This is a genomic window from Lactococcus sp. UBA7128 (genome assembly GCF_002492185.1).
Taxonomy (GTDB): domain Bacteria; phylum Bacillota; class Bacilli; order Lactobacillales; family Streptococcaceae; genus Lactococcus; species Lactococcus muris.
The window spans coordinates 1-24,805 of record NZ_DKXK01000023.1 but is presented as its reverse complement, the minus strand read 5'-3'; the positions used below and the strand labels follow the sequence as shown (position 1 = coordinate 24,805).

The following is a 24,805-nucleotide window of genomic DNA, read 5'->3' as shown; positions in this document are numbered from 1 at the left end:
AATAGTCTATTTGTGACGTCCCGTTTTCAGTCCTCTAATCAACGGGATTTAACTTTCAATCCCCCTTATAATATATTTAGTGGTTATCCGCCACATAAGTTTATACTTAATTAAGACCGTGGATCAGTATTTCCTCCAAGCGCTTGACGTTTTTTCTACAATTTTCTACAATAAGGTTACAAGACAAAAAGTGCGTGGATACCACAGAAATAAATTTATTGCTGGAGATACACTTGATGTTGTACGTTAGAATTGATGTCGCAAAGCATAAACATGACTTTGCCCTATTAGATGAACAAGGTGAAATACCGATTAAAAATAAATATTTCCCCAACAGCCTTGATGGCTTTGCTTATCTACACAAGAAACTCCAACAACTCAACGAAAGCTATCTCATTGCCCTTGAAGATACCGGACACTATTCCTTTAATCTCTTGGCTTTTTTACATGAGAATAACTATCAAACTTACACTTACAATCCCTTTCGTCTATTAGCATAGAAGAAAGCTATCACCACATGTGGAGTTGGTGGGGCTGCTGTCAAAAGTGAAAAAGTAATTTTTATACATCAATGGGCTCAGAATTAGGAGGATATGATGAGAATAGGAATTATACAGGGAACAACTCAAGTCAGTAAGAATGAGTTGCTCCATAATACTGTCGTAAAAGCTGTAGAAAAAAAAGGGTATGATGTATTTAATTTCGGAGTTTATCCCAACGAGAAACAGTCATATTCATACACAGAAATCGCCTTTTTAACTGCACTACTCATAAACAGTAAAGCTATTGATTTTGTAATTACTGGCTGTTCTTCTGGGCAAGGGATGAATTTGGCCTGTAATACATTACCTGGATTGTTATCGGGTTTCATTCAAAACCCTCAAGATGCTTATTTATTTGGAAGAATTAATGATGGGAACGTGGCTAGTTTGTCACTGGGATTAGGATTCGGCTGGTTAGGCGAGCTTAATTTAGAGTATACGTTAGAAAAATTATTTGATGGAGAATTTGGGATTGGATACCCTGCAGATGTTGCAGAGAGAAAAGTCAGAGAAACTCATCGGGTGAAAGAATTTAATAAGATGAGTAAAATATCTATGATTGAATTAATGAAAAATATGGATAGAGATTTTATAGATAAAATTATGACTAAGAAAAATGTTATTCATTATATCATTGAAAATTCTAACGAAGTGGAATTGGTGGACTATCTTATAAAAGAGATTTCATAAAAAAGTATTGAAGACAGTAATCTGGCGGTGTTATTGCAAAAAACTTGGAACTCACCAATGCTGAAAAGGTTTTGGAATTAACGAGAGTAAGGACAGCTGGTGGGCTCCCGATTGTTATTTTCCAATCTTACATCAATCCAAAAATGGTACAGATCACTAAAGAAGAGATTAACAATTGTGAATCTTTATACTCATTTTTCCATCAACGTATCGAATTAATGTAGTAATTTGTTAAATTTTATACTGATTTTTAATCTAACCCTAGCCCATTAGCTGCAATGACTGCTTTATACCAATGGAATGATTTCTTAGGAATCCGCTTTAATGTTCCATGACCCAAATCATCCTGATCAACATAAATGAAACCATATCGTTTGGCCATTTCCGATGTTCCAGATGAAACAATGTCAATTGCTGACCATGTAGTATACCCTATTAACTGAACCCCATCTTTAATGGCTTCTTCTATCTGCTTGATATGAGCAGACAAGTAATCAATGCGGTAATCATCGTCTATCTTTCCATCTTCTAGCACATCTTCCGCTCCAATTCCATTTTCTACAATAAATAATGGAATACTGTAACGATTATACAGATCGTTTAATGTATATCTCAATCCAATTGGATCAATTTGCCACCCCCACTCTGAAGCCTTCAAGTGCGGATTTTTCAATGTATTCTTTAAATTACCATCGGTTTCTTCAAAATTTTCTTTATCAGCTGCAGAAATTGAAGACATGTAGTAGCTAAACGCCAAAAAGTCAGCAGGATAACGTTTCAAAACAGCTTCGTCCTCTTCAAAGATTTGTAATTCAATCCCATTTTCATGCCAAAACCTAGCTGCATAGGGTGGATACTCACCACGAATGACTGTATCAGTAAAATAATAATTGTCCATTTGCTCATTTTTTTGTGCTTCTAATGCATCTTCAGGCTTACAAGTTGCCGGATAAGTCGTAAACTTAGCAACCATGCACCCCAACATCGCTTCCTTTGAAACTTTACTTAATGCTTTTTTAGCTAAGGCAGAGGCCACAAACTGATGATGCGCAGCTTGATAACAATCTTGCAGATAGGTTGCTTCATCATCTTTTACAATACCTGTTGAGTAAAAGACATTAAAGCGAGCTCCGTTAATTTCGTTAAAAGCAATCCAATAGTTAACCTTTTCACCATATCGCTCAAACAATGTTTTCGCATAAGTTACATAAAAATCAATGAGTTGACGATTCTTCCAACCGCCGTACTGAGTGACTAAATTCATGGGCATATCAAAATGATTAATTGTAATCAGCGGCTCCATGCCATGCTTAATAACCTCAGCAATAACTTGATCATAAAATGCTAAACCTTTCATATTTGCTTTTGCATCATCACCATTCGGAAATATTCGCCCCCAAGCAATTGAAAAACGAAACACCTTAAATCCCATCTCAGCACACCATGCAATATCTTCTTTAAATCGATGATAAAAATCAATGCCATGACGCTTAGGAAATTTCCTATCATCCGTTTCCTGTAACACTTTCTCAAGCCGCTCAGCTGTTATTAACTTACGCACTGACCTCGGAACAGTTTTATCATGTTTGACTGCAATATCCGCAACAGTTAATCCTTTGCCATCTAAATCAAATGCCCCTTCTGATTGACAAGCGGCAATCGCACCACCCCACAAGAAATTTTCAGGGAATGTTTGTTCAAATTTTTTCATATAAACCGACCTCCATTAAGCAATTACCGTCAGCATTTTTTCTCCTAAGTTCACTTGACCCCTTGTTTTCTCAGGCAAAACCGACACAAAATCATTTGTATTCGTCACCACAACAATCACACTTGACTCATAGCCAGCTAACTTAATTTTTTCACCATCAAATTTCACAAGCAAATCACCCGTCTTGATAGTTTGGCCTTCTGTACAGAAAACTTCAAAATACTTTCCCTCTAATTTCACTGTATCAATTCCAATATGTATCAAAACTTCAACACCATTCTCATCCGTAATCCCAATGGCATGCTTTGTCTTAAAAACTGTCGTAATAACCCCAGTCACTGGCGACATGACTTCTCCATTAGGTGCATCAATCGCAATCCCTTCACCTAACATTTTCTCAGCAAATATATGATCGCTCACTTGACTTAACTCAACCACCTTCCCCGCAGCTGGACTATAAACAACACTTGATTTAATCTGACTAACAGGCTCCTTTTCTTCCTTATCATCTGTTATTTCAATTCCTTCTGCCTTAAAAATTGTCTTCCCAAGCAGATAAGTAATCAGAAAACTTGACACAACCGTCACACCCAGACCAACTAAAATGCTCGCAGGACCGCCCCCCATAAAAATTGGAATGGTTAAAATACTTGGCATCCCACCAGAATACGCTCTTGCCCCCATCATTGTTGCAATCATACCACCAAGTCCACCACCGATTAAGGTTCCGACCATCGTTGCTTTATACTTCGTTAACACGCCATAAAGAGCAGGCTCTGTAATCCCTAAGAAACCTGAAAAAGCTGATGATAATACAATTTGCTTCTGTTTTCTATCCTTGACTAAAAAATAAGTTGAAAAGGTTGCGGTTGCAGTTGCCATCGTACTTAAAAAGTTCGCAGGCGTAATAGTGGTATAACCAAAAGTGGCAATTTGCTGAAGCTGAATTGGGCGAATAGCATGATGCATCCCAACAATAACAAGAAAGGGTCGCGTTGAACCAATCACAAAACCGGCCAACCAAGGTGCCTGATCAATAAGCCATTGAATACCAATAGCTAAATAATCACCGATATAAAAACCAACTGGGGCTACACCAATCAGCATGACTGGTGCCATAATTAAAATAGTAAGTAAGGGGGTAAAAACCGTACTGATTAAATCAGGCATCCATTTTTCTATCCAATTCCACACATACTTTAAAATCCAAACACCTAGCAAAATCGGCAAAATAGAAGATGAATAATCAATAAGTGGCAATGGTAAAAATCCAAATGCAGTCAAAGGATCATTTTCTCCTACCATTCTCATTAGATCAGGGTGCATGATAATACCAGCAAGGGCAAGCGCCATGTACTCATTGGTTTTGAACTTACGAGCCGCTGAAACTGCAATTAAAAATGGTAAGAAGAAGAACATGGCATTACCAGTAATCTTTAAAACAAAATTTAACGTACTTTCTGGATCAAGCCATCCTTTCTCCCTTGCAAAGAAACTCAACCCTTGAATCATACCACCAGCAACAATAGGTGGCAATGCAGCAACTAAAATACTAGATAATGTGCCAATGGCAGTATTAAAACTAAATTTTTTCTCCCCATCATGGTCAATTCCTGAATCAACTAAATCTAATGATGGATACTGCTCCATTATCTCACGAAAAACCTTTGTAACCCCATTTCCAATAATCACTTGATACTGCCCACCTTGAATTTGAACACCTACCACATCTAACTGCTCTATTTCCTTTGTTTTCGCCATGCGGTCATCTTTTAACACAAAACGCAAGCGCGTTATACAATGGGTTAAAGATTTAATATTTTGAGCTCCACCCACGAGTTTCACAATCTTTGTTGCTAATTCTTTTTTATTCATTAAAATCACTCCTCTTTCAAGTAAAAAAACCTTGCATCACTGGCATCTGAAAAAATAATGAAACTCACCTATCAAGTTCCTATTTTATTGCCAAATGATCAAGGTCTTGCCAGCCTAACTGTAACGAATCCTTTATGATCTGTTCTTTTTTTCAACTAAATTGCGAAGATGTAAAATCAAATACATTTTTTCAATATTCGATGTGTGCCAGCCTTGCTTTTCTTGTAAATAATAGTCAATCAAATCGACACAATTCTTTTCTTTATTGAAGCGAGAGAATACCATGTTAACCAACTCATTTTGGTCTCCATTTTCTTGTATGACACCATTTTTTTGACGCATTAGATAATAGCGGAGATGCGTAATAAAACGTTGAAAATACCAAGAATCTTCATCATAATCACAGTTTAACTGGTATCTAACAAGTTGTAAAATATCATTGGTCATCTCAACCATTTGAACACCCTCATGATGTACCGATGACTCAATTTGTGCATTAACAAAATGGAGTGCAATGAAAGAGGCTTCCGCATCAGAAATATTCACTTTTAACTGTTCACGTATTAACGTAACCGCAAATTTTCCAATCCCATATTCAAGAGGATAAAACTTTTTAATTTCCCAGTCAAGCGGATTAGAAATATCCATTTGTTTTTCATAGCGTTGTAGTGAAAAACAAATATGATCAAGTAACGTAAAGAAGATATTCGGATTCAAACTTTCCTTAATTTGAACCTGTCCATAACGAATGATTCCATCTACTGCTTCGATATCTGCTCCACTAGCATCCGTGATTAATGATGCCATTTGTTCTAGATTTAAGCTACCTTCAGAATAAAAAGTCTTTTCCACCTGATCCTCCGCAATCTGATCACCTGAATGTTTCCCAAAGCCAACACCTTTTCCCATTACAATCAATTGTTGTCCATTTTTTCTCGCTAATGCTACATTATTGTTGATCCTCTTTTCTACAATCAAGATCTCACCTCCAAACCTGAATCAAATCAGAACATTTTAAAACATATTGCTTAGCTTTCCCTTTGTGATGTATTTAATCAAGAAGCACACTCCTTTCATTTCTTTACAGTTTCTTTAAAAAATAAAAACCAGAATAAGGACAAGTAGTAAAAAACTATTTGCACTTATTCTGGTCTTGCCTGCCGAACAGTAACGAATCCAGTAAAAAAACCGTTTTAATTTAAGAACAATGATACCATATTCCAATAAAATTGTCAATAGTGTGTGCGTCTTTTTTTGAGGTTATTATTCAGAAGACGAAAATTTGATTAAATTTGCAATCTATTTTTAATTAGTAGTGAAAAATTTTTGATGTTATTTTATGTTTTTTAAACAACATCAAATCGCTTAATATACTGGTATTATATATCTCAATGTTTTTTTCAGTAGTTTTCTTCTCTTTTTTTTAGCTTCTCTAAAGTTATTTCCAAGACCTTTGGCTCAAAAAAATCCTTTGATACCAAGCCTTTTACAGCCCTAATCTATTTCTTCCTTGTAAACAACGCAACTGTCTCAACATGCTTCGTCTGCGGAAAGAGATCAACCGGCTGCACTTTTTCCAAAAGATAGCCTTCTTCTTCAAAGTGCACGACATCACGTGCAAATGTCGCTGGATTGCATGAAATATAGATGATAGTGCGTGCTTGTGTTGCTGTTGCCGCTTTGATAAAGCTTTCATCTAACCCCTTACGTGGTGGGTCAACAAAGATAAGATCAGGCTGAATCCCCTCTTGCAACCATCGGGGCATCACTTCTTCTGCTGGACCCACTTCATAATGCGCATTTGTGATACCATTAAGAGCTGCATTGACCTTGGCATTTTCAACTGCTTCAGGTATAACTTCCATACCGTAGACTTGTGCGACTTTGTCCGCCATTCCAAGTCCAATGGTGCCGATACCGGAATACGCGTCAATGACAACATCATCTGCTTTCAGCTCTGCGAAATCATAGGCCAACTGATAAAGCTTCTCTGCTTGTGCTGTATTGACTTGATAGAAAGCCCGTGCTGAGATTTGAAATTCCTTACCCAGCATGCTATCCGTGATGTAATCTTTACCTGACAGAAGTTTGAACTCCGAGCCAAAAATAGCATTTCCTGTCGACTTGTTAATGCTAAGCTGGAAGGAGTCAACCTTATCACCGTATTCGGTAATAAGTTCAGAAAGTCCAGCAAATTGAGCATCGGTCACAACCAAGATGAGCATGATTTGACCGCTATGGAAACCTCGACGAATCACGATATTACGTACAATACCTCGCTTTGCTTTCTCATCATAGGGTTGAATGTTAAGCAGTATTAAACTCTCACGCACCTGATTAACCAAGTCATCAATTTCTGGATTTTGAATATAAAAATCACGAATCGGAACTAAATCGTGAGAATTCTTACGGAAAAATCCTGTTTCTGTCCGTCCTTTCACACTACGGACAGGTACTTGCGCTTTATTGCGATATTGACTTTCCTGTTCTGCACCTAAGGTTTCGAGGACCGGAAAATCTGGCTTATGTGCATTTTTACGAAGCACATCGACAACCTGTTGGCGTTTAAAATGAAGCTGCGCAGGATAAGCCATATGACCAAAGTCAGCGATTCCTGTGCGCAAATAGGTCACATTCACATCCTGCACACGATCTGGAGATTGGCTGAGCCATTCTTCTACCTTTCCAAAGCCAAAATTTTTCCCGACTTTTAGAACCTTCATTTTTATCTCTTCAGCAGGTAAAGCATTTTCAACAAAAAAAGGGAAGTTATCTACTTTGATAACTCCTTGTCCTTCGTGTGTCAAGTCAACGACTTTTCCTTGGATAATTTCATTTTTCTGGAATTTTTTCATGATTTCATGATAGCATACCCGCTTGATAAAGTCCAATGATGTTTAAATGACAAGCACCTTAACAACTTCACGGAAATTGATTACAGTAAGCTTTTTGTTAACTTGCTAAATATCAAAGAAAGGATTTGTATTCACTTTACTTTCTATTATTTCAACATCTGTGGCAAAACTGGCTAATTTTTCAGCAACTTTTGGAACAAAGAGATGCTCCAAGTAATGTCCGGGATCAAGTCCGACAAGCCCTTGCGAAAGTTGGTCATGTCCAACATGGTAATAGATATCACCTGTAATGTAAAGATCCGCACCTTTAGCTTGAGCCTCTGTCCAAAATTTACCGCCGCTTCCACCACAAATAGCGACACGCTTAATCATCTGGCTTAATGAGCGGTCATAAGTCACCAAACGCAAATAGTCTAAAGCAAAAGTTTTTTTCATTTTCTCTGAAAAGTCCGCCAAACTCATCGGCTCAATATTACCTACACGACCCAAACCTTCTTCGGATAAAATTTCTGTATCCTTAATCTCTAAAAGCTCACAGAACCAATCATTAAGTCCCCCATCAACAACATCAATATTGGTGTGACTTGTATAAACAGCAATACCGGCTTTCGCCAAGTCAAGGACTATCTTTTCCTGACTGTCCGCATCTGTCAAATTCGCTAAGGGACGGAAAATGACAGGATGTTTCGCTAAAATCAAATCCACGTCTTTTTCAATAGCTTCCAAAACAGTTTGTTCTCGAATATCCAAAGTAACTAAAACTTTTTTTACCGGAGCATCAAGTGAACCAATCTGTAAACCTACAGGATCTCCTTCAACCGCTAAATCTTTCGAGCAAAACTCTTCGTACAAGGCCATGAAATCTCTGATTTTCATTGTAGGACTCCTTCTATCTTTTCTTTTTTAGCTTGAACAGCTGCGCGTTTCTCATGGTTTTCAGGAAGTCGTTCAAGTATTTTCTTTAAAGTACTGAGCTCTTTATTCCATTTTTTACGGAAGACCTCTGATTTTTCTTGCGAAAGATAAGGTCCAAACTCAAGCTCTGTTTCATTCAGCTCAGATGTGCCATGCTCTGCCACAATAATTTCATAGATTTTTCCTGCTTCAAGAAGAATCTTTTCTGACGAAATTACAAAATCATGCGCGACAAGCCACGAACGAAGACTTTCTTCATGATTATTGGGCTGCAAGATAAGTTGCTCCACTTGACTCAATTTATCTTTACCCTCTTCAAGGATTTCCGAAATTAAAAGTCCACCCATACCCGCAATCACGATACTTGAGATAGCATCGCTTTCTTCAAAGGCAGCCAAACCATTGGCTAATCTGACCTCTATCTTATCTTGCAAGTTCTGCTCAGACACATGATTTTTAGCAATCTGAAATGGGCCTTTAACCACTTCGCCTGCGATTGCAAAATCAATCTTTTTTTGCTGAATCAAATAGGTTGGGAGATAAGCATGATCACTGCCTACATCCAAAAGACGGCTGTCAGATTTAACGAGATCAGCAACAGCTTGTAGACGTTTTGAGAGTTTTACTTCAGTCATTCAAGTTTCTCTTTCCAAATTTACAGTATTCAAGGACAGGACATTCTTCACACTTTGGTGCGCGCGCCGTACAATGATAACGTCCAAAAAAGATGAGGTGATGATGACTTTCCACCCAGCGTTCCTCAGGAATGAGCTTCATCAACTTTTCTTCGACTTCCAAAACGGAGGCTTTCTGTGACACGATATCTAAACGCTTTGAAATCCGTTCTACATGGGTATCAACAGCAATTCCAGGTATACCATAAGTTTCTCCCAGAACGACGTTTGCTGTTTTTCGGCCAACACCAGGCAAGGTTTGTAATAATTTTTTATCTTTTGGCAGTTCGCTATTAAAGTTTTCTACCAGCATCTGAGAAGTCTTTACAATGTTTTTCGCTTTCGTTTTGTAAAGTCCAATTGTTCGGATACATTGTTCAACGTCTGAAATGTCTGCCTGTGCCAAACTTTTAGGGTCAGGATACTTCGCAAAAAGACCTGGTGTCGCCTTATTTACGCCCTTATCTGTGGCTTGTGCAGATAAGATAGTTGCAATCAAAAGTTGAAAAGGTGTTTCCCACTCCAGCTCTCCGTGTGCTTCCGGAAACATGTTTACAATGATATCTAAAGCTTCTAAAAATTTTTTCTTACTTAGCATATTATTTTCCGTTCCAAGGACCATCCATTGGGATATAAAAATCTGTATTTTTTTGGTTCTGTGTAGCTTCTACACGCTCTGCTTTACGCTGCTCAATAGCTTGTGTACTCATTAAGCCTTCGTTACGCCAGTTTCGCAAAATCGCTTTGATATAGTTGAGCGAAACTTTTCGATTAATGACTGCTTCACGAAGAGCAAGTTTAATCAACTCTGCATCATAATTATCTTCAAAAAGCAGGCTGCGCAGTTCTTCACTTTGCATTGGTGTAATCATACCCATCTCTGCTTCAAAAATATTAACTAAATCTTGAAGTTGCCCCGTGTTTTGTATATTAGAAGTATCTTCTGCTTGAATTTTTGGTGTCAATCCTTCCAATTGATCCAGCTTTTTAAGTGCAGGAGTAACATCAAAAATCGTTTCTACATCCCCTGAAATTTCCAATAAGGTAACTTTCAAAGAACCAAAATCTTGCAAATTATCAATACTGTGGTTAACATCTGAAAGTTTCTTTCCTATCTTTGTAGCAATTTCACTGGGCGCACTGTCACGATTTTCATACAGATAAAGCCAAACCAAAAAGTCCCCCGCTGAGGGGAAAAGTTGAGCAAAATGCTCCAACATAGCATGAGGAAGTATGATGTGTCCAGCCATATAGTTTTCATAGTAGGTCATGCTATTATTTTATCACATTTCATTGTTTTCTTCCTTTTCTTCTATGAGACAAGCATGGATAAAAAGGGAACTATAAAATAATTCGCATTATCCAGAAAGAATTGTTTGACAATTTATCCTAAAAAAAGTAAAATATTCACAAAGACTATGTAAAGGAGATAACATGGCTGGCTCCCAAGTTAATAAACAACTACCTAAGGCAACTGCAAAACGTTTGCCTCAATACTACCGTTTGTTCAAACTTTTAGTTGATGAACAAGTGACGCGCACAAACTCGCAGCTTATTTCTGAAAAAATTGGTGTAGATGCAGCAACGATTCGGCGAGATTTTTCACTTTTTGGTGAACTGGGACGGCGAGGTTATGGCTATGAAACACGTGCTTTGCGTGACTTTTTTGGAGAACTACTTGGACAAGACCGTGAAACCCATATTGCCCTTGTAGGAGTCGGCAATCTTGGACGGGCCTTGATTAACTACCAATTCCAAAATCGCAATAAGATGCGTGTTACCCAAGCTTATGATGTACCAGAAAATCCACTCGTAGGTACAACGAGCGCTACAGGTGTTCCTATCTACGATATTGCAGATTTCTCAAAACATGTCAAAAACTCAAAAATCAAAACAGCGATTATTTCTGTAAATAAAGAAAATGCTCAAGAAGTTGCAGATATCTTAGTAGAGTCCGGAATCAAAGGTATTCTTAATTTCTCACCTTTACGCCTGCATGTACCAGATGATGTCGTAGTACAATCTATTGACTTAACCAAAGAACTTCAAACCCTCTTGTTCTTCATGTCACATAAGGATATCAAATAAAAAGCTCAGATAATTTCTAGATGGCTTGTTTGTCCGAACTGCTTGAAGTGTGAGGGTATCAATGCACAAAACATCACTTAAAAAATACAGCAGCACTTGAATAAACTGCTGAAAAAGTCGGGAAATTCATTTTTCCCGACTTTTTTATACGACAAGTTCTTGTATTTAAGCAAAACAATATAAGTTTTTCAGTAGTCTTACACTCTGTCTCTATATTTTTTAATGGTCCAATAGACCCTCTTCTCTGAAGCTGAGATAGGTATTGTGTCCTGTAATAATGTGGTCTAAAAAATGAATGCCTAAGTTTTCGCAAACCTCCTTAATTTTCTTGGTAAAGACTTTATCCTGCGGACTTGGCTGAGTTATACCTGAAGGGTGATTATGTGCAATAATAATTCCGACAGCAAGATTTCTAATTGCATAATGCAAGATCTCACGTGGATGAGCAATTGAATGGTTGACTGCTCCGATGAAAATCGTTTTTTTCTGAATGATACGGTTTTGACTGTCCAAGTAAATAGCAACTAAATTTTCCTGATCAAAAGAAGCCATCTCATCTACCAAACTCATCCCCAGTTGTTGAGACCCCATCACTTGCCCATAGCGCTTTCTTTGTGTTGTATGAATCCTCTTTCCAAGCTCAATCATGGCTCTTATTTCAACTGCTTTTACTTGACCTATACCTGATATTTCCTTTAGCTCTCCCACTGAAGCACGGCGAAACTCCTCTAAATTGTCAAAAACACTCAGCACACGAGCTGCAAGTTCCATGACATTTTCTTTTTTACTACCTGTTCTCAATAAAATAGCTAAAAGTTCCTGTTCATTCAGCTTTTCAGAGCCAAAAGCTAATAGACGTTCACGGGGTTTCATAGGATAATTATCTTCTCTTACTTGATACATGTCTTCTCCTTATATACCTGTACGTAAAAAACGCTTGAAATTCACCTTTTCTTTTATCACAGAACTTGGATTTTCTCCATAAATCCCTAGGTTTGTCCCTTCACTCTTTAACTTGTCCCAAACACTAAGAAACAACCTCAAGAAACCATAATTACAGATACGCTGGGAAGAAAAAACTAAAAAAAAACAGAAAATGCTCAATGTGGCATAGAAAGCCATCATCTTGAGCATTTTTCTGTTTGACTATTGAGACCTTAGCCGCTTAAGAATATTAATTTCTTATTCAACAGTTACGGCTTTAGCAAGATTACGTGGTTTGTCTACGTCAAGACCACGTTGTACTGTTGCATAGTAAGCAATCAATTGTGTCGGTACAACCATTGAAATAGCTGAAAGATAAGGGTGAACATTATTGATGACAATATCATCATCTTCACGTGCTACAGCTTCTTCTACAATCGTAATCGCTGATGCACCACGTGCCACTGTTTCCATGACATTTCCTCGTGTGTGTGCTGCAACTTCTTCATTATTTGAAATCAGCGCAATCACAGGTGTACCATTTTCAATCAAAGAAATTGTCCCATGTTTAAGTTCTCCAGCAGCAAAGCCCTCACATTGGATATATGAAATTTCTTTTAGTTTCAAGCTAGCTTCCATAGAAACAAAGTAATCTTGTTTACGACCAATATAGAAAGCATTTCGCGCTTCTGGCAACAGTTTTGCTACTAGGTCTGAAATCATTTCTTTCTCTGAAAGCGTGGACTCGATAGATTGAGCAACGAGTGAAATTTCCTTGACTAAATCGAAATCAAGCGCCTTAAGATTTTGGTCGGCGTCACCTACAGCCTTAGCTAAGAAAGCTAAAGTTGCAATCTGCCCTGTGTAAGCTTTCGTTGAAGCAACTGAAATTTCAGGTCCAGCACCAATCAACATTGTGTATGTTGCTTCACGTGATAATGTTGAGCCAGGTACATTTGTTACAGTCAAGCTTGGATGACCCAGTTCATTTACTTTTACAAGTACTTGACGACTATCCGCTGTTTCACCTGATTGTGAAAGGAAGATAAACAAAGGATTTTCACTCAATAATGGCATACCATAACCCCATTCAGAAGCAAGGCCAAGTTCAACCGGTGTATTTGTCAGCTCTTCAAGGATTTGTTTAGAAGCATAGCCTGCATGAAGTGATGTTCCAGCTGCGATGATGTAGATGCGGTCCGCTGCTTGAACTGCTTTTACAATGTCTGCATCAACAGTAACTTTTCCATCTTGATTCGTATAAGTAGAAACGAGTTTACGCATCACGCTTGGTTGCTCATCAATTTCTTTGAGCATATAGTAAGGATATGTTCCTTTACCAATATCTGAAAGGTCAAGTTCCGCTGTATAGCTTTGACGCTCTACTGTATTTCCTTCGTAATCCATTACCTCTGCCTTATCTTTAGTCAAGATAACGAGCTCTTTATCATGAATTTCCATAAATTCAGATGTTTCACGAATCATGGCCATTGCATCAGAGCACACCATGTTATAGCCTTTTCCTAGACCGATAAGTAAAGGAGATTTGTTTTTCGCAACATAGATTACATCAGCATCTTCTGCATCCATGAGAGCAAAAGCATACGAGCCTTCAATAATAGACAAGGCTTTTTTAAATGCTTCAAGTACAGAAAGTCCATCTTCTTCCGCAAATTTAGCGATGAGGTGTACGGCAACTTCTGTATCTGTTTGTCCCTTAAATGTATCATTTGCAAGGTATTCTTCTCTAATCTCTGAGAAATTCTCAATCACTCCATTGTGTACCAAAACGAAACGTCCTGAAGTGGAAGTATGAGGATGTGCATTATCTTCGGTCGGTTTACCATGTGTAGCCCAACGTGTATGACCAATCCCCGCTGTTCCAGTAACGTTGTCCCCTGTTTTTGCTTCTAAGTCTGCAATGCGACCGACTGATTTTACAAGGTTAGCTTTTCCAGAATCATCGGTCACAAAAATTCCTGCTGAATCATAACCACGATATTCAAGTTTTTCAAGACCTTGCAACAGAATGTCCGTTGCATTACGGTTTCCAACAACACCTACAATACCACACATATTAATCTCTCCATTAGCTAAATTGGTATAGCTACTTTTTCTTTATTTTTTCGTCAATAAAAAAATGATAATACAATGTTTTGCATTTGTCAAGAATAATAAATCTTTAATTGGTATAGTTGATTATAAGCAAAAAAATAAATCTTTCGATTTACTTTAATTGCAACTTGACTAATTCTTTGTCCACCTGTGCGAGTACCTTTTCTAAGTCTTCTTCATTGTTGACGAAGTCAAATAAATCACCATCAATACGCATTTTAGGTGAAACGTTATAGTTTTTATACCATATTGGGTATTCCTCATGCACCTGTTGGTAATAAGCTTTCAGCTCTGGCTGTTTCTCTACTTGTTCAAAACTTCGCCCCCGTTGAGTGATTCTTGAAAGCATTGTTTCAAAGCTCACGTCAATATAAACAAGTAAATCAGGACGTTTTTTAGGCATTCCTTCTATCTCTTCTAGCATATTACTGAGCAAATTTTGGTAGATTTCTAGTTCTGTTTTTGTGACATTACCATTTTTATAATTTAGTGTTAAAAAAAGTTCGTCTTCAAATATCGAACGGTCAAGAACGTTATTTTCCTGATCATAAGCCATTTTGATTGATTCGAAACGTTTGTTTAAAAAATAAATTTGCAGCAAAAAAGCATATTTTCTAGGGTCTTGATAATATAAGTCAAGAACAGGATTATTATCTACCGCTTCATAATATACATCTGTTCCCAAATGTTTTCCCAAAGCTTTAGCCAAGCTTGACTTTCCCGCACCTATTGTTCCTGCTAAAACAATCAAAGTTTTATTCTCCTATAAAGTCCAAAGCAGGACTGTCTTCATTTTTATTGTTTATTTTTTTGTTCCAGTAAATACTCTCTGATTTGAGCCATAAAGTATAAGGAACCTGTCATTAAAAGAACATCATCTTCTTTTAACATGTCTTTTAAGACATGATATTCGTCTTTCCAATTTTCAACCAGTTCCACATTATCTCGTTCAAGATAAGTGAACTCTTCTAATTTTAATGCTTTTGGATAATCAAAAGTTGTTAATATAAGCCGAGAATTATCAACGCTTTGGAGCATTTTAATCATCTCTGTAATATCTTTTGTGACGATAGCTGAAAAGAGGATGATAATTTTCCGACCTGAAAATTCTGTTTTCAAATTTTCTAAAAGACGATGCATAGCATGTACATTATGCGCGCCGTCAAGTATAATCAAAGGCCTATGACTTATTTGCTCCATTCGTGCAGGCCAAAAAGTGGCTTGCAGACCTTTTCTGATAGCATTTTCTGAAAGTGATAATTTCATTTTTTCAGCATAAATCAAAGAAAGTTTGATTGCCAGTGCTGCATTGTCTACCTGATGAACCCCTAATAAAGATTTTTCTAGGTAGGTTAATTCAAAATGGTCATCCCTATAGTTAAAGTACTCATCTTCAAGCACTTCAACTTGATAATCTACACCAAATTGATAATGCTTTGCCTGCTTTTTTTCAGCTGTTTGCTGAATAACCTTTAGTGCTTCAGCAGAGATTCTTCCACTCACTAAAGGCGTATGCGGTTTAATAATTCCCGCCTTTTGTGCAGCTATTTCCTCTAAGGTAGAACCCAGTATATCCATGTGATCCAAACCAATGGTTGTTATCGCACTTGCTACAGGCTGGATCACATTCGTACTGTCCAGCAAACCACCCAAGCCGACCTCGATCAGAGCTACATCAACTTTTTCATCTGCAAAATAGCGCAGCGCTACAGCTGTAATAATCTCAAACTCAGTAATACCTGCAAATCGTTCATCCGCATCGAGCTGTTCAACTAAAGGCTTTACCTGCTCCACATAGAAAATAAGTTTCTCATCGGGAATAGGTCGTTCATTAATAGCCATACGCTCACCAAAGGACTCAATGAATGGACTTGTAAAGGTGGCTACTGTGAGACCAAGCTGACGTAAAATACTCCTTGTAAAAGCAACTGTTGAACCTTTACCATTTGTTCCAGCAATGTGCAGCATGGATAAATCCCTTTCAGGATTCCCAAGTAGTTTCAGCAAGGCTTCTACCCGAGTTAAACCAGGACGAATATTAAATTTAAGTCTACTGTGAATCCATTCTAATTCTTGATCAATATTCATGTCCTTCTCTTTTCTCTTCAAAATATTTTTGGAATTCCTCAGGTGCTTCGGCTTTAGAAAGTAAAAAAACAGGTAATTCAGAGCGCCTTGTCAGACCGTTTGTGAGTTCAAATGTGTAACGAAAATCAATATGTTGATGCGCCTTTTCATTTTTCACAGAATTAAACGGAATTTCTATGATATTCACATCTATAAGATGCCCATTTTTTGCTACGAGTCCCGTTTCCTCGTGAAATTCGCGTAAGGCAGCTTCTTTAGGACTCTCTCCTTCTTCCACATGTCCTGCCGGAAGTAAGAGTTCTTTTTGATAGGGATGTTCGATAAAGTATAGCTTTTCTCCCTCAAAAACAAGAGCTGATGCCGAAAGCTGCAAGGATGGATTTTTCTTCCCTTTTAAATCTTTACCGTTTCTCAAAAGCTCTTTTATCTTTTGGATTTTTTTTGAATTTCCCAAAGAGGAAATCTCATGTATCAACTCATTGTACATCAGTATTTTTGGTAAATTTTAAAATTTTCTATTAAGCGATGCGTTGCTTCAACATCATGCACCCGTAAAACACGTCCACCATCCATCATCATTTGACTTTCGAGAATCAAAGTTGAGATGAGACGTTCATCAACTTCCATGTTTAAAAGGTTGCTCATGAAGGATTTTCGGGATATTGCTATCATCACAGGTAAACCCAGTTTTGTCAATAATTCAGTCGTTTTCAACCTCTGTAAGGAATCCACACCTGTTGCACCACCAGAAAAACCTACACCAGGATCAATACAAATCTGAGTGCTGGCAATTCCCAACTCCTTAAGTTCTTTTTGCTTATCGGCAAAATATGCAGGCAATTCTTGATAGACATTGTCCGCATAATGTAAGCCTGCTCGACCATTATTCATCACAACTAAAGCAGGTTGATATTCTTGTATGAGCAACAATTTTTCAGGTGTATCAAAACCATCTATGTCATTGATGATATCTGCTCCTTCATCAAGTACACGTTGCATGACATAAGCTTCATCCGTATCAATGGCAATAACAGCTTCGGGAAATGCTCTACGAATATTTTTCAAAGGTTCCGCCAAACGTTGCCACTCTTCTTCTGGAGAAATGTCGACATAGCCAGGACGAGAGGATTTTCCTCCCAGTTCAACAACATGCGCTCCGTTTTGCAAATCTTGCTCAACACGGCGCAAGATATAGTCTAACGTCAGATTCTCTTTTGCCCCATCGTAAAAAGAATCTGGCGTCACATTGACAATACCATAAACAATAGGATCTAAAGTCAAGTCAAAAGAAAAATTCTTTCCTGACCAGATAATCTTATGCCGCTTAAAAATTGTTTCTAGAATCGCTTTCCCCTGCGGAAAAGGCCAGACTTGAATGAAGTCAGAAAGCTGATAAATCGTAAAAAAAACCAACATATCTCGACCATCAAGCAAGGTTTTTGATCCGAGACGAAACAAAATATCGTTTAGGCTTGTCAGCTCTTGACTATTGCAGTCAGTGAACTTAACCACAATATGTTTTAAGGAAAAGGAATCTGTATTTTGTTCAATAATCTTCATTTTAAGTTAGGCTTTCTAAAAACTCCAGTCTCGTTTCTCTATTTTCTTCAAATTCCCCTAAGAAAAATGAAGTTCTCGTCTGAGAATTTCCTTTTTTAACACCACGCATCTCGATGCACATATGACGTGCTTCGACAACTACTGCTACACCTTTAGGCTGTAAAATATCATTCAAAATTTCTGCAATGTCTCTGGTGATATTTTCTTGGACAGAAAGCTTACGTGAAACATAGTTAATCAAACGCGGGATTTTACTTAGACCAATAATATTACCGTCTTTCGGAATGTAGGCAACATTTGCTGTGCCAAAAAAAGGCAACATATGGTGCTCACACATAGAATAAAACGGAATGTCTTTAATCAAGATGGTTTGATCTTGTTCTGTCGCTTCAATCTTAAATAACTTGTATTCTTCAAAGGCTGTTAATTTTTGGGAAGAAAGGATTTCTTCGTACATCTTAGCAACACGTTCTGGTGTTTCGAGAAGCCCTTCACGTTCTGGATTTTCACCCACAGCCGTTAAAATATCTCGGACAGCATTTTCGATACGTTTGCGCGCTGTTTTTTCTTCAGGAATTTCTATTATTTTTTGCCCTTTCCCTTCAAGATTAGAGATAGCCTGTTTGACTTGGGTTTCATATTCAAAGCCCTCCTCTAAAATGTCCATGAGAGGAATCAAAACAAAAAGACGATTGAACAGTTCTTTATGAGGAATAGTCAAATGCTCCTCTCGAAACTTTTCAGTGCCATAAAATAAAATATCAATATCGATAGTTCGTGGCCCCCAATGAACTGCACGTACACGGTTAAGCTTGCCTTCAATATCATGAATAACTTCAAGTAAAGTTTCCGCCTCCAAAGTTGTTGAAAGCTTCAAAGCTATATTGACAAAATCATCTTGTGGAACACCGCCGACAGGTGAAGTTTGGTAAACTTTTGACTTTTTTTCTATCAAGATAGCTGAGTTTTGCCCTAAGAGGTTCACCGCCTCTTGTAGATATGCTTGCTTATCCCCAATGTTACTTCCTAAACTCAAATAAACCGTTTGCATCACTTTCCTGCTTTCCCCCTTAGAAAGCCGTAATTATTCTGTATAAATACTCTAACTTCAAAAAATAGTAGTTTAACCAATCATTTCAATTTCTACATTGTCAAAAATCCCTGCGATAGGTACGGCCAACTTGCGGATATGTACTTCCACCGTTTCGACTTTTTTATTTTCTTTGATGGCTTGAATAATGTCAAAAGCTAATTTTTCAATCAAATCTGCACGCGATGATGCAATGATTTCCGAGATACTTTCATAAAAAGAAACATAACTCAAGGTTTCATCTAAGCTGTCCAAGCCAGAATACGAAAAATTAGTCGTTACAATCAAATCAATCTCTAAATTTTGTCCTAATATCTTTTCTTCAGGCAAGACACCGATATGAGAAAAGAATTTCATGTTATTAATCTTAATCTTATACATACTGTTCAATGGCTGTCCAAGCCTCGTCAATTCCGGTCTTGTCAAAGCTCGAGAAGATAACAAAATCATCTGTACTATCAAACTTCAAAGCTTTTTTGATTACTGAGACATGCTTGTTCCATTTTCCACGTGGAATCTTATCTGCCTTTGTTGCAACTAAAATAACTGGAATATTATAGAACTTTAAAAAAGTGTACATCAGTTTATCATCTTCTGATGGTTCATGGCGCAAATCCACAAGAGCAAGAACAGCCTTCAGATTAGGCGCTGTAGTGAGGTACTCCTCAATCATTTTGCCAAACTTTTCTCGTTCCTTTTTAGACACACGCGCATAGCCATAACCTGGCACATCAACCAGGTGTACTTTGCTGTCAACATTATAAAAATTAAGGAGCTGGGTTTTTCCTGGTGAACTTGAAGTTCGTGCAAAGTTCTTTCGGTTGAGCAAGGTATTTATAAAGCTTGATTTTCCAACATTTGAACGCCCTGCAAGCGCGATTTCTGGTATATCCGTATCTGGATATTGCTTGGCAGAGGCTGCTGAGATTGTCAGTTTTAAATTATTAGGATTTATTTTCATTATTCTCTTTCCCTGTGTCTTTCAAGGTTTGTCTTAAGCATTTTTTGAAACCATAACAAGAAAACCATGAGCACTCATGATTTTCTATTTTTCAATATAAATGACTTCTGCTTCTGCTTTATCACGTACAGCTGCCTCTGTAATAATCACTTTTTCAATGTTATCATGACTTGGAACTTCAAACATGATATCCATCATCACTTCTTCAATGATTGAGCGTAACCCACGTGCACCTGTCTTGCGTTCAATAGCTTTTTCAGCAATCGCATGCAAGGCTGCATCTTCAAATTCCAGTTCAACATTATCGTAGCTTAATAACTGCTTGTACTGCTTGATTAAGGCATTCTTGGGTTCTGTTAAAATACGGATCAGGTCAGATTCTGTTAGACGTTCCAAAGCCGCGACTACAGGTAAACGTCCAATAAACTCAGGAATCAAGCCAAAGGTCTGGATGTCTTCTGCGATAATTTCTTGCATATAGGATTCGTCATCTGCTAATGCTTTATTATTTGTTCCGAAACCGATGATTTTTTCACCAAGACGTTGTTTAACAATTTCTTCAATACCATCGAAAGCTCCTCCAACAATAAAAAGGATGTTTTTCGTATCAATTTGAATCATTTCTTGGTTGGGATGCTTACGTCCACCTTGCGGAGGGACACTTGCTACAGTACCTTCGATAATTTTTAAAAGAGCTTGTTGAACACCTTCACCCGAAACATCACGAGTAATCGAAACATTTTCAGATTTTTTAGCGATTTTATCAATTTCATCAATATAAATGATACCGCGTTCAGCACGTTCGATGTTAAAATCACTGGCTTGAAGAAGTTTCAATAAAATATTTTCAACATCTTCTCCAACGTAACCCGCCTCAGTCAAACTCGTTGCATCGGCAATAGCAAAGGGAACATTCAGTGATTTTGCCAAGGTTTGTGCTAGGAAAGTTTTCCCTGAACCTGTTGGTCCAATCAAAAGAATGTTAGACTTTTGGAGTTCAACTTCATCATCATCCTTACGCGCAAAATTGATACGCTTGTAATGATTATAAACGGCAACGGCCAATGCACGTTTTGCGTGCTCTTGACCAATCACATAACCATTAAGATGGTCCAGCATTTCTCTTGGGGTCATTACAGGAGTAGTTTCAAAGTCCTGAGAATTCTCCTCTCGCATTTCTTCCTCAATCAAATGACTTGATAACTCAACACATTCGTTACAAATATAGACACCAACACCAGCAATAAGCTTCTTTACCTCTGGTTGGCTTTTGCCACAGAATGAACAATAGATATTTTTATTTTCTTTTATATCGTTAGACATGTATATCTCTTCTTCTAAATTTTAAAATTTTTTAGGAAAATAAAGTTCCATAAAAAGCATGAATGGAATTCACTATGTTAGTAAAGGCATTAAGAAGGAATATTACCCCTAAGCCCCAGCGCTTTTTACGGAAGCATTGCAGCGCAAGTATCACGCATATTGCACACAGGACAGCCGTAAATAAGCCAAAAATTGATTTTGTCAAGGTCTGTGCTTCTCCTTCCGCTCATATTTTTCAATCGTAAAATCATAAATATTTTTTTCGTCTTTTTCCCGATAGTCCTCTGATATTTTTTCATACTGTGAAAAATCAAAGTCTTCTGGAAAATATGTATCCGCTGTAAATTTCTCATGAACAATAGTTTTATATAAAGCAGATATTTTTTTTTCAAAAAGAAGGAACATCTTCGCACCACCGATAATATACAAATCACGGTCTTGGCTATTATACCATTCCAACACTTCAGAAACACTATGCATGATAAGAACTCTATCGTTGTCTTCTTTTGGATAGGAAGTATCACGTGTAAGTACGATGCTGATACGTCCCGGAAGCACACGTTTGTTCATACCTTCAAAGGTTTTTCGGCCCATCAAAATGGCTTGATGGTAGGTTGTATTTTTAAAATGTTCCAGTTCAGCAGGTAAGCGCCAAGGTAAATGACCCTCAACACCAATTGCCTTCGCTTCATCTTCTGCCCAGATTGCGTAAATCACTTTACTTCACCCCCTGCTTTTCTCTACTCCTTGAAAAGCCAACCATCCTTATAAAACAAAGATGTTCCTTTCTTTTTAATGCGTTGTCGTCCTTGTACCTAAAGGCACTCGGTAACATACAGCAAGTCCTATGAGACATGGCTTAAATGTTTCATTCATCAACAGTTATAAAATATTGCGCATGAGCGTTACTATTGTCGTGTTTCGATAACAGCATTTTTTCTGTTGTCAAGGATATAATTACCTTTATCATTATATCAAAAAACACCTTTTTTTACTCTAATTTTTCTTTTGCAGAAAAAGTGTAAAAATTTTGCATTATTTTCTTTACTTTTCCTAAAAGATGTGGTAATATGTTTTTATCAATTAATTTGTTTCAATCAACCCTGTTATGATTAAAGCAAATTAGTCCCCCAACTAGGCTGCTCGCTGAGGCCATACTCCGAGCTACCTAGTTTTTATTTTTGTAAAAATCCCGCTTAATACAGTGAATGGAGAATATTATGAATCATATTGTGCTTTTTGAACCGCGTATTCACTTTAATACAGGAAATATTGCCCGAACATGTGCTGCTACAAATACTACCCTGCATTTGATTGAACCATTTGGTTTTGAAATTACAGATAAAAATCTCAAAAGAGCAGGTTTAGACTACTGGGACAAGGTAAATATCATTTATCATAAGAATCTTGAAGATTTTCTCAGTCATATCGATGGGAAGCTTTACTTGGTCAGTAAGTTTGCTGATCATGTTTATTCAGATATTGATTATTCAGAAACTTCTGAGGATTTGTATTTTATTTTTGGTCGCGAAGACACAGGCTTACCTGAGGCTTTCATGCGGGAAAATGCAGAAAAGTGCATCCGTATCCCGATGAATGATGCGCATGTACGCAGTCTTAATCTTTCGAATGCCGCTTGCATGATTATCTATGAAGCGCTTCGGCAACAGGGGTTTGCAGGACTAGAACTTAGCCATACTTATGAAAGGTATAAGTTGAAATAGGTTTATCAATGTCAAAAGAGGACAGAACATTTGTTCCGACCTCTTTTTTTGTAATCTTTTATGAGTTAATTTGCTTGGTTGATGATGAGAGCGGGACGTGGTCCTCCTCCTATAGGATGATCCAAACCAGTTGAAGTTAGTGTACTGCCAAACCAACGACTATCAACAATCCATATACGGTTGCCACCTGTAGGTGTACGCAAATGCCACCAATTATTACCGTGTGCGACACGGTCCCCAGGATTAGGAAAAGCACGTCCTGGTCCTGATAAGCGTGTCACATCAGCCAAGGAAAGAGAAAAGGCACGAGGCGTTCCGCTAGTATCAACCTGAGTCACATCGGCCGCAACCTCTGGAAAATCGTCCAGATTGTTAGGTATCCAGCGATCAAATGGACCGTCAAAGGTGACATTATTAGGTAAAACTGTTCCTGTTGTAAAGTTATTCGCAACAGGTTGAACCAGAGCTTGTACTGCGCTATCAAGCCCGTCATACCAAGAGACAAGCGCCATATCGTGGTCGTTCCAAGAGGCATTGTCTATTACCCCATTCCGAATAATCATATGATTACCAGAACCCATGTTCTCCAGATAACGGTATTGTTCACCTGCCATGGTGAAAACACGTCCTGGGTTCATAGCACTAAAGTTAAACGCCTCTGGCTGTGCATCCTCAAAAACGCCTGGATTGCCGTCATTATTTGTGATTTCTTGAAGTAATAGACTAAGATAACTACTATGAGTACTATCATTTGGAAGATTTACCAAGAACTCCTCGCTTTGATCTGAACTGATCAGCTGACTGTCCACATGAATACCGTAATAATATTGACCCGGGATGTTACCAGCTGCTGCTGCCATCTCTGCCGCATCAATCAAGTAAGAAGTTGCCTGCCCTGACTGGAGCGTATTGGCCCAATAGGCCCAGCCCGTCCGGCTATCTATCACCCAAAAGTTACCTGTTTTATCCGCAGCTGGTAGGGCATACCACTGGTCTATCGTCATCGGGGCACGGTCTTGTTGCAGGTTTTGTGCAGCATCGTTGGTGACAGTTTCTCCCGGCCAAGTGCCGCCGCTATTGTCAAAATCATCACCCGATGACCAGTAAGCATCTGTACCGTCACCGGGATGAGTGGCACCGTCTGTTACACCATCTGTGACTGGACTTGTGATCCAGTCACGGGCATGTCCTGCAGCTGCCGTCATCAGGTCTGCGTTGTCATGGTTAAAGGTTGGCATAAACCATGGCGCATCTTGTCCTGCTCGTTCCCAACCAAAGGTCAGACGGGAATAACGATTGAAGGCTGCTGAGGCACCTGCACGAGTATTTAAATCATTTGCAGCTGGTCGCATGATTGTCCAGCTGTCTACATCACCACGAGTGGTCCCTGGTACAAGAGGTTCAAAATCTGTTGTCCCTCCTCTTCGAATTTCCATAAATTCAGACAATCGGATGCGCACCATGATTTCAACATCACCGAAGTTTTCAACGAAAACATCTTTATTTTCAGTATCCCGGTTATAGTAGTCATGGGTACGTCCACCGACCGAGTTCTCCCGTATCCGGTCATTGATGGCCCGCTGGTTGAAGGCTTGGAAGGCAAAGGTGCCGCCTACCAAGAGCAGTAAGAGCGATAAAAGTGCGAGATTGCGCAGTTGCCGCCGTTTTTT

The 24,805-nt window shown here is 38.2% G+C and carries 25 protein-coding genes; 5 read left to right on the top strand and 20 right to left on the bottom strand.

Going from position 1 to position 24,805, the window contains the following annotated elements; genetic code table 11:
- The first annotated feature begins 236 nt into the window (after positions 1 to 236).
- The 3 genes from B4H39_RS03025 (at position 237) to B4H39_RS10270 (ending at position 1,456) form a co-directional block, all read left to right on the top strand.
- Positions 237 to 500 (top strand): IS110 family transposase, encoded by a 264-nt coding sequence (locus tag B4H39_RS03025; protein ID WP_202229488.1) that lies wholly within the window; start codon positions 237 to 239, stop codon positions 498 to 500.
- Between the two features lie 96 nt (positions 501 to 596).
- On the top strand, positions 597 to 1,232 hold the full coding sequence (locus tag B4H39_RS03020) for an RpiB/LacA/LacB family sugar-phosphate isomerase (protein ID WP_251420638.1): 636 nt from the start codon (positions 597 to 599) through the stop codon (positions 1,230 to 1,232).
- Between the two features lie 44 nt (positions 1,233 to 1,276).
- Positions 1,277 to 1,456, top strand: a complete 180-nt coding sequence (locus B4H39_RS10270) for a UTRA domain-containing protein (protein WP_414672050.1) — start codon at positions 1,277 to 1,279, stop codon at positions 1,454 to 1,456.
- 26 nt (positions 1,457 to 1,482) lie between these two features.
- Here the strand turns inward: B4H39_RS10270 and B4H39_RS03015 are convergent, their stop codons facing one another.
- The 8 genes from B4H39_RS03015 to B4H39_RS02980 form a co-directional block, all read right to left on the bottom strand.
- Positions 1,483 to 2,943 (bottom strand): glycoside hydrolase family 1 protein, encoded by a 1,461-nt coding sequence (locus B4H39_RS03015; protein WP_251420578.1) that lies wholly within the window; start codon positions 2,941 to 2,943, stop codon positions 1,483 to 1,485.
- A gap of 15 nt (positions 2,944 to 2,958) precedes the next feature.
- Positions 2,959 to 4,818 (bottom strand): glucose PTS transporter subunit IIA, encoded by a 1,860-nt coding sequence (locus B4H39_RS03010; RefSeq protein WP_251420577.1) that lies wholly within the window; start codon positions 4,816 to 4,818, stop codon positions 2,959 to 2,961.
- Between the two features lie 132 nt (positions 4,819 to 4,950).
- A complete protein-coding gene (locus B4H39_RS03005) occupies positions 4,951 to 5,796 on the bottom strand; it encodes a PRD domain-containing protein (protein WP_251420576.1) in 846 nt (281 codons plus the stop codon).
- A gap of 521 nt (positions 5,797 to 6,317) precedes the next feature.
- A complete protein-coding gene (gene rlmD / locus B4H39_RS03000; protein WP_251420575.1) occupies positions 6,318 to 7,709 on the bottom strand; it encodes a 23S rRNA (uracil(1939)-C(5))-methyltransferase RlmD in 1,392 nt (463 codons plus the stop codon).
- Positions 7,710 to 7,778: 69 nt separating this feature from the next.
- Positions 7,779 to 8,549: a Nif3-like dinuclear metal center hexameric protein gene (locus B4H39_RS02995; RefSeq protein WP_251420574.1), complete on the bottom strand. Its 771-nt coding sequence runs from the start codon at positions 8,547 to 8,549 to the stop codon at positions 7,779 to 7,781.
- The gene (locus B4H39_RS02990; RefSeq protein ID WP_251420572.1) at positions 8,546 to 9,223 is read right to left on the bottom strand and encodes a tRNA (adenine(22)-N(1))-methyltransferase; all 678 of its coding nucleotides are present in this window, start codon (positions 9,221 to 9,223) and stop codon (positions 8,546 to 8,548) included. The genes B4H39_RS02995 and B4H39_RS02990 overlap by 4 nt, the downstream gene beginning before the upstream one ends.
- The gene (gene nth / locus B4H39_RS02985) at positions 9,216 to 9,860 is read right to left on the bottom strand and encodes an endonuclease III (protein ID WP_251420570.1); all 645 of its coding nucleotides are present in this window, start codon (positions 9,858 to 9,860) and stop codon (positions 9,216 to 9,218) included. Before nth ends, B4H39_RS02990 begins: the two co-directional genes overlap by 8 nt.
- Position 9,861: 1 nt before the next feature.
- The gene (locus B4H39_RS02980) at positions 9,862 to 10,533 is read right to left on the bottom strand and encodes a DnaD domain-containing protein (protein WP_202229468.1); all 672 of its coding nucleotides are present in this window, start codon (positions 10,531 to 10,533) and stop codon (positions 9,862 to 9,864) included.
- Between the two features lie 163 nt (positions 10,534 to 10,696).
- On the opposite strand from B4H39_RS02980, the gene B4H39_RS02975 reads away from it, so the two are divergent.
- On the top strand, positions 10,697 to 11,350 hold the full coding sequence (locus B4H39_RS02975) for a redox-sensing transcriptional repressor Rex (RefSeq protein WP_202229466.1): 654 nt from the start codon (positions 10,697 to 10,699) through the stop codon (positions 11,348 to 11,350).
- A gap of 219 nt (positions 11,351 to 11,569) precedes the next feature.
- On the opposite strand, the gene radC is transcribed toward B4H39_RS02975, so the two are convergent.
- From radC to B4H39_RS02920, 11 genes are all read right to left on the bottom strand, one after another.
- Positions 11,570 to 12,253: a RadC family protein gene (gene radC, locus B4H39_RS02970; RefSeq protein WP_251420568.1), complete on the bottom strand. Its 684-nt coding sequence runs from the start codon at positions 12,251 to 12,253 to the stop codon at positions 11,570 to 11,572.
- Positions 12,254 to 12,532: 279 nt separating this feature from the next.
- Positions 12,533 to 14,350: a glutamine--fructose-6-phosphate transaminase (isomerizing) gene (gene glmS, locus B4H39_RS02965; RefSeq protein ID WP_251420566.1), complete on the bottom strand. Its 1,818-nt coding sequence runs from the start codon at positions 14,348 to 14,350 to the stop codon at positions 12,533 to 12,535.
- 151 nt (positions 14,351 to 14,501) lie between these two features.
- Positions 14,502 to 15,140, bottom strand: a complete 639-nt coding sequence (locus B4H39_RS02960) for a deoxynucleoside kinase (RefSeq protein WP_251420564.1) — start codon at positions 15,138 to 15,140, stop codon at positions 14,502 to 14,504.
- A 44-nt stretch (positions 15,141 to 15,184) separates the two neighbouring features.
- Complete coding sequence (locus B4H39_RS02955; RefSeq protein WP_286927489.1) at positions 15,185 to 16,477, bottom strand: bifunctional folylpolyglutamate synthase/dihydrofolate synthase; 1,293 nt, start codon at positions 16,475 to 16,477, stop codon at positions 15,185 to 15,187.
- Positions 16,467 to 16,964 carry an NUDIX domain-containing protein gene (locus B4H39_RS02950; protein WP_251420562.1) on the bottom strand — a complete coding sequence of 166 codons (498 nt, stop codon included), beginning with the start codon at positions 16,962 to 16,964 and terminating at the stop codon, positions 16,467 to 16,469. Before B4H39_RS02950 ends, B4H39_RS02955 begins: the two co-directional genes overlap by 11 nt.
- Entirely contained in the window at positions 16,964 to 18,037 is a 1,074-nt protein-coding gene (gene folP / locus B4H39_RS02945; RefSeq protein WP_251420561.1) for a dihydropteroate synthase, read from the bottom strand. Before folP ends, B4H39_RS02950 begins: the two co-directional genes overlap by 1 nt.
- A 1-nt stretch (position 18,038) precedes the next feature.
- Entirely contained in the window at positions 18,039 to 19,088 is a 1,050-nt protein-coding gene (gene folE / locus B4H39_RS02940; RefSeq protein WP_202229450.1) for a GTP cyclohydrolase I FolE, read from the bottom strand.
- 72 nt (positions 19,089 to 19,160) lie between these two features.
- Positions 19,161 to 19,508: a dihydroneopterin aldolase gene (gene folB / locus B4H39_RS02935; RefSeq protein ID WP_251420560.1), complete on the bottom strand. Its 348-nt coding sequence runs from the start codon at positions 19,506 to 19,508 to the stop codon at positions 19,161 to 19,163.
- Positions 19,501 to 20,088 (bottom strand): ribosome biogenesis GTP-binding protein YihA/YsxC, encoded by a 588-nt coding sequence (gene yihA, locus B4H39_RS02930; protein WP_251420559.1) that lies wholly within the window; start codon positions 20,086 to 20,088, stop codon positions 19,501 to 19,503. Before yihA ends, folB begins: the two co-directional genes overlap by 8 nt.
- A gap of 84 nt (positions 20,089 to 20,172) precedes the next feature.
- Entirely contained in the window at positions 20,173 to 21,411 is a 1,239-nt protein-coding gene (clpX, locus tag B4H39_RS02925) for an ATP-dependent Clp protease ATP-binding subunit ClpX (protein ID WP_251420558.1), read from the bottom strand.
- Positions 21,412 to 21,612: 201 nt separating this feature from the next.
- The gene (locus B4H39_RS02920) at positions 21,613 to 22,128 is read right to left on the bottom strand and encodes a dihydrofolate reductase (protein ID WP_251420556.1); all 516 of its coding nucleotides are present in this window, start codon (positions 22,126 to 22,128) and stop codon (positions 21,613 to 21,615) included.
- Positions 22,129 to 22,631: 503 nt separating this feature from the next.
- On the opposite strand from B4H39_RS02920, the gene B4H39_RS02915 reads away from it, so the two are divergent.
- Positions 22,632 to 23,135 carry a tRNA (cytidine(34)-2'-O)-methyltransferase gene (locus B4H39_RS02915; RefSeq protein WP_251420554.1) on the top strand — a complete coding sequence of 168 codons (504 nt, stop codon included), beginning with the start codon at positions 22,632 to 22,634 and terminating at the stop codon, positions 23,133 to 23,135.
- 65 nt (positions 23,136 to 23,200) lie between these two features.
- Here the strand turns inward: B4H39_RS02915 and B4H39_RS02910 are convergent.
- Positions 23,201 to 24,805 (bottom strand): hypothetical protein (locus tag B4H39_RS02910; protein WP_286927488.1); only part of this gene is annotated, 1,605 nt, incomplete at its 5' end.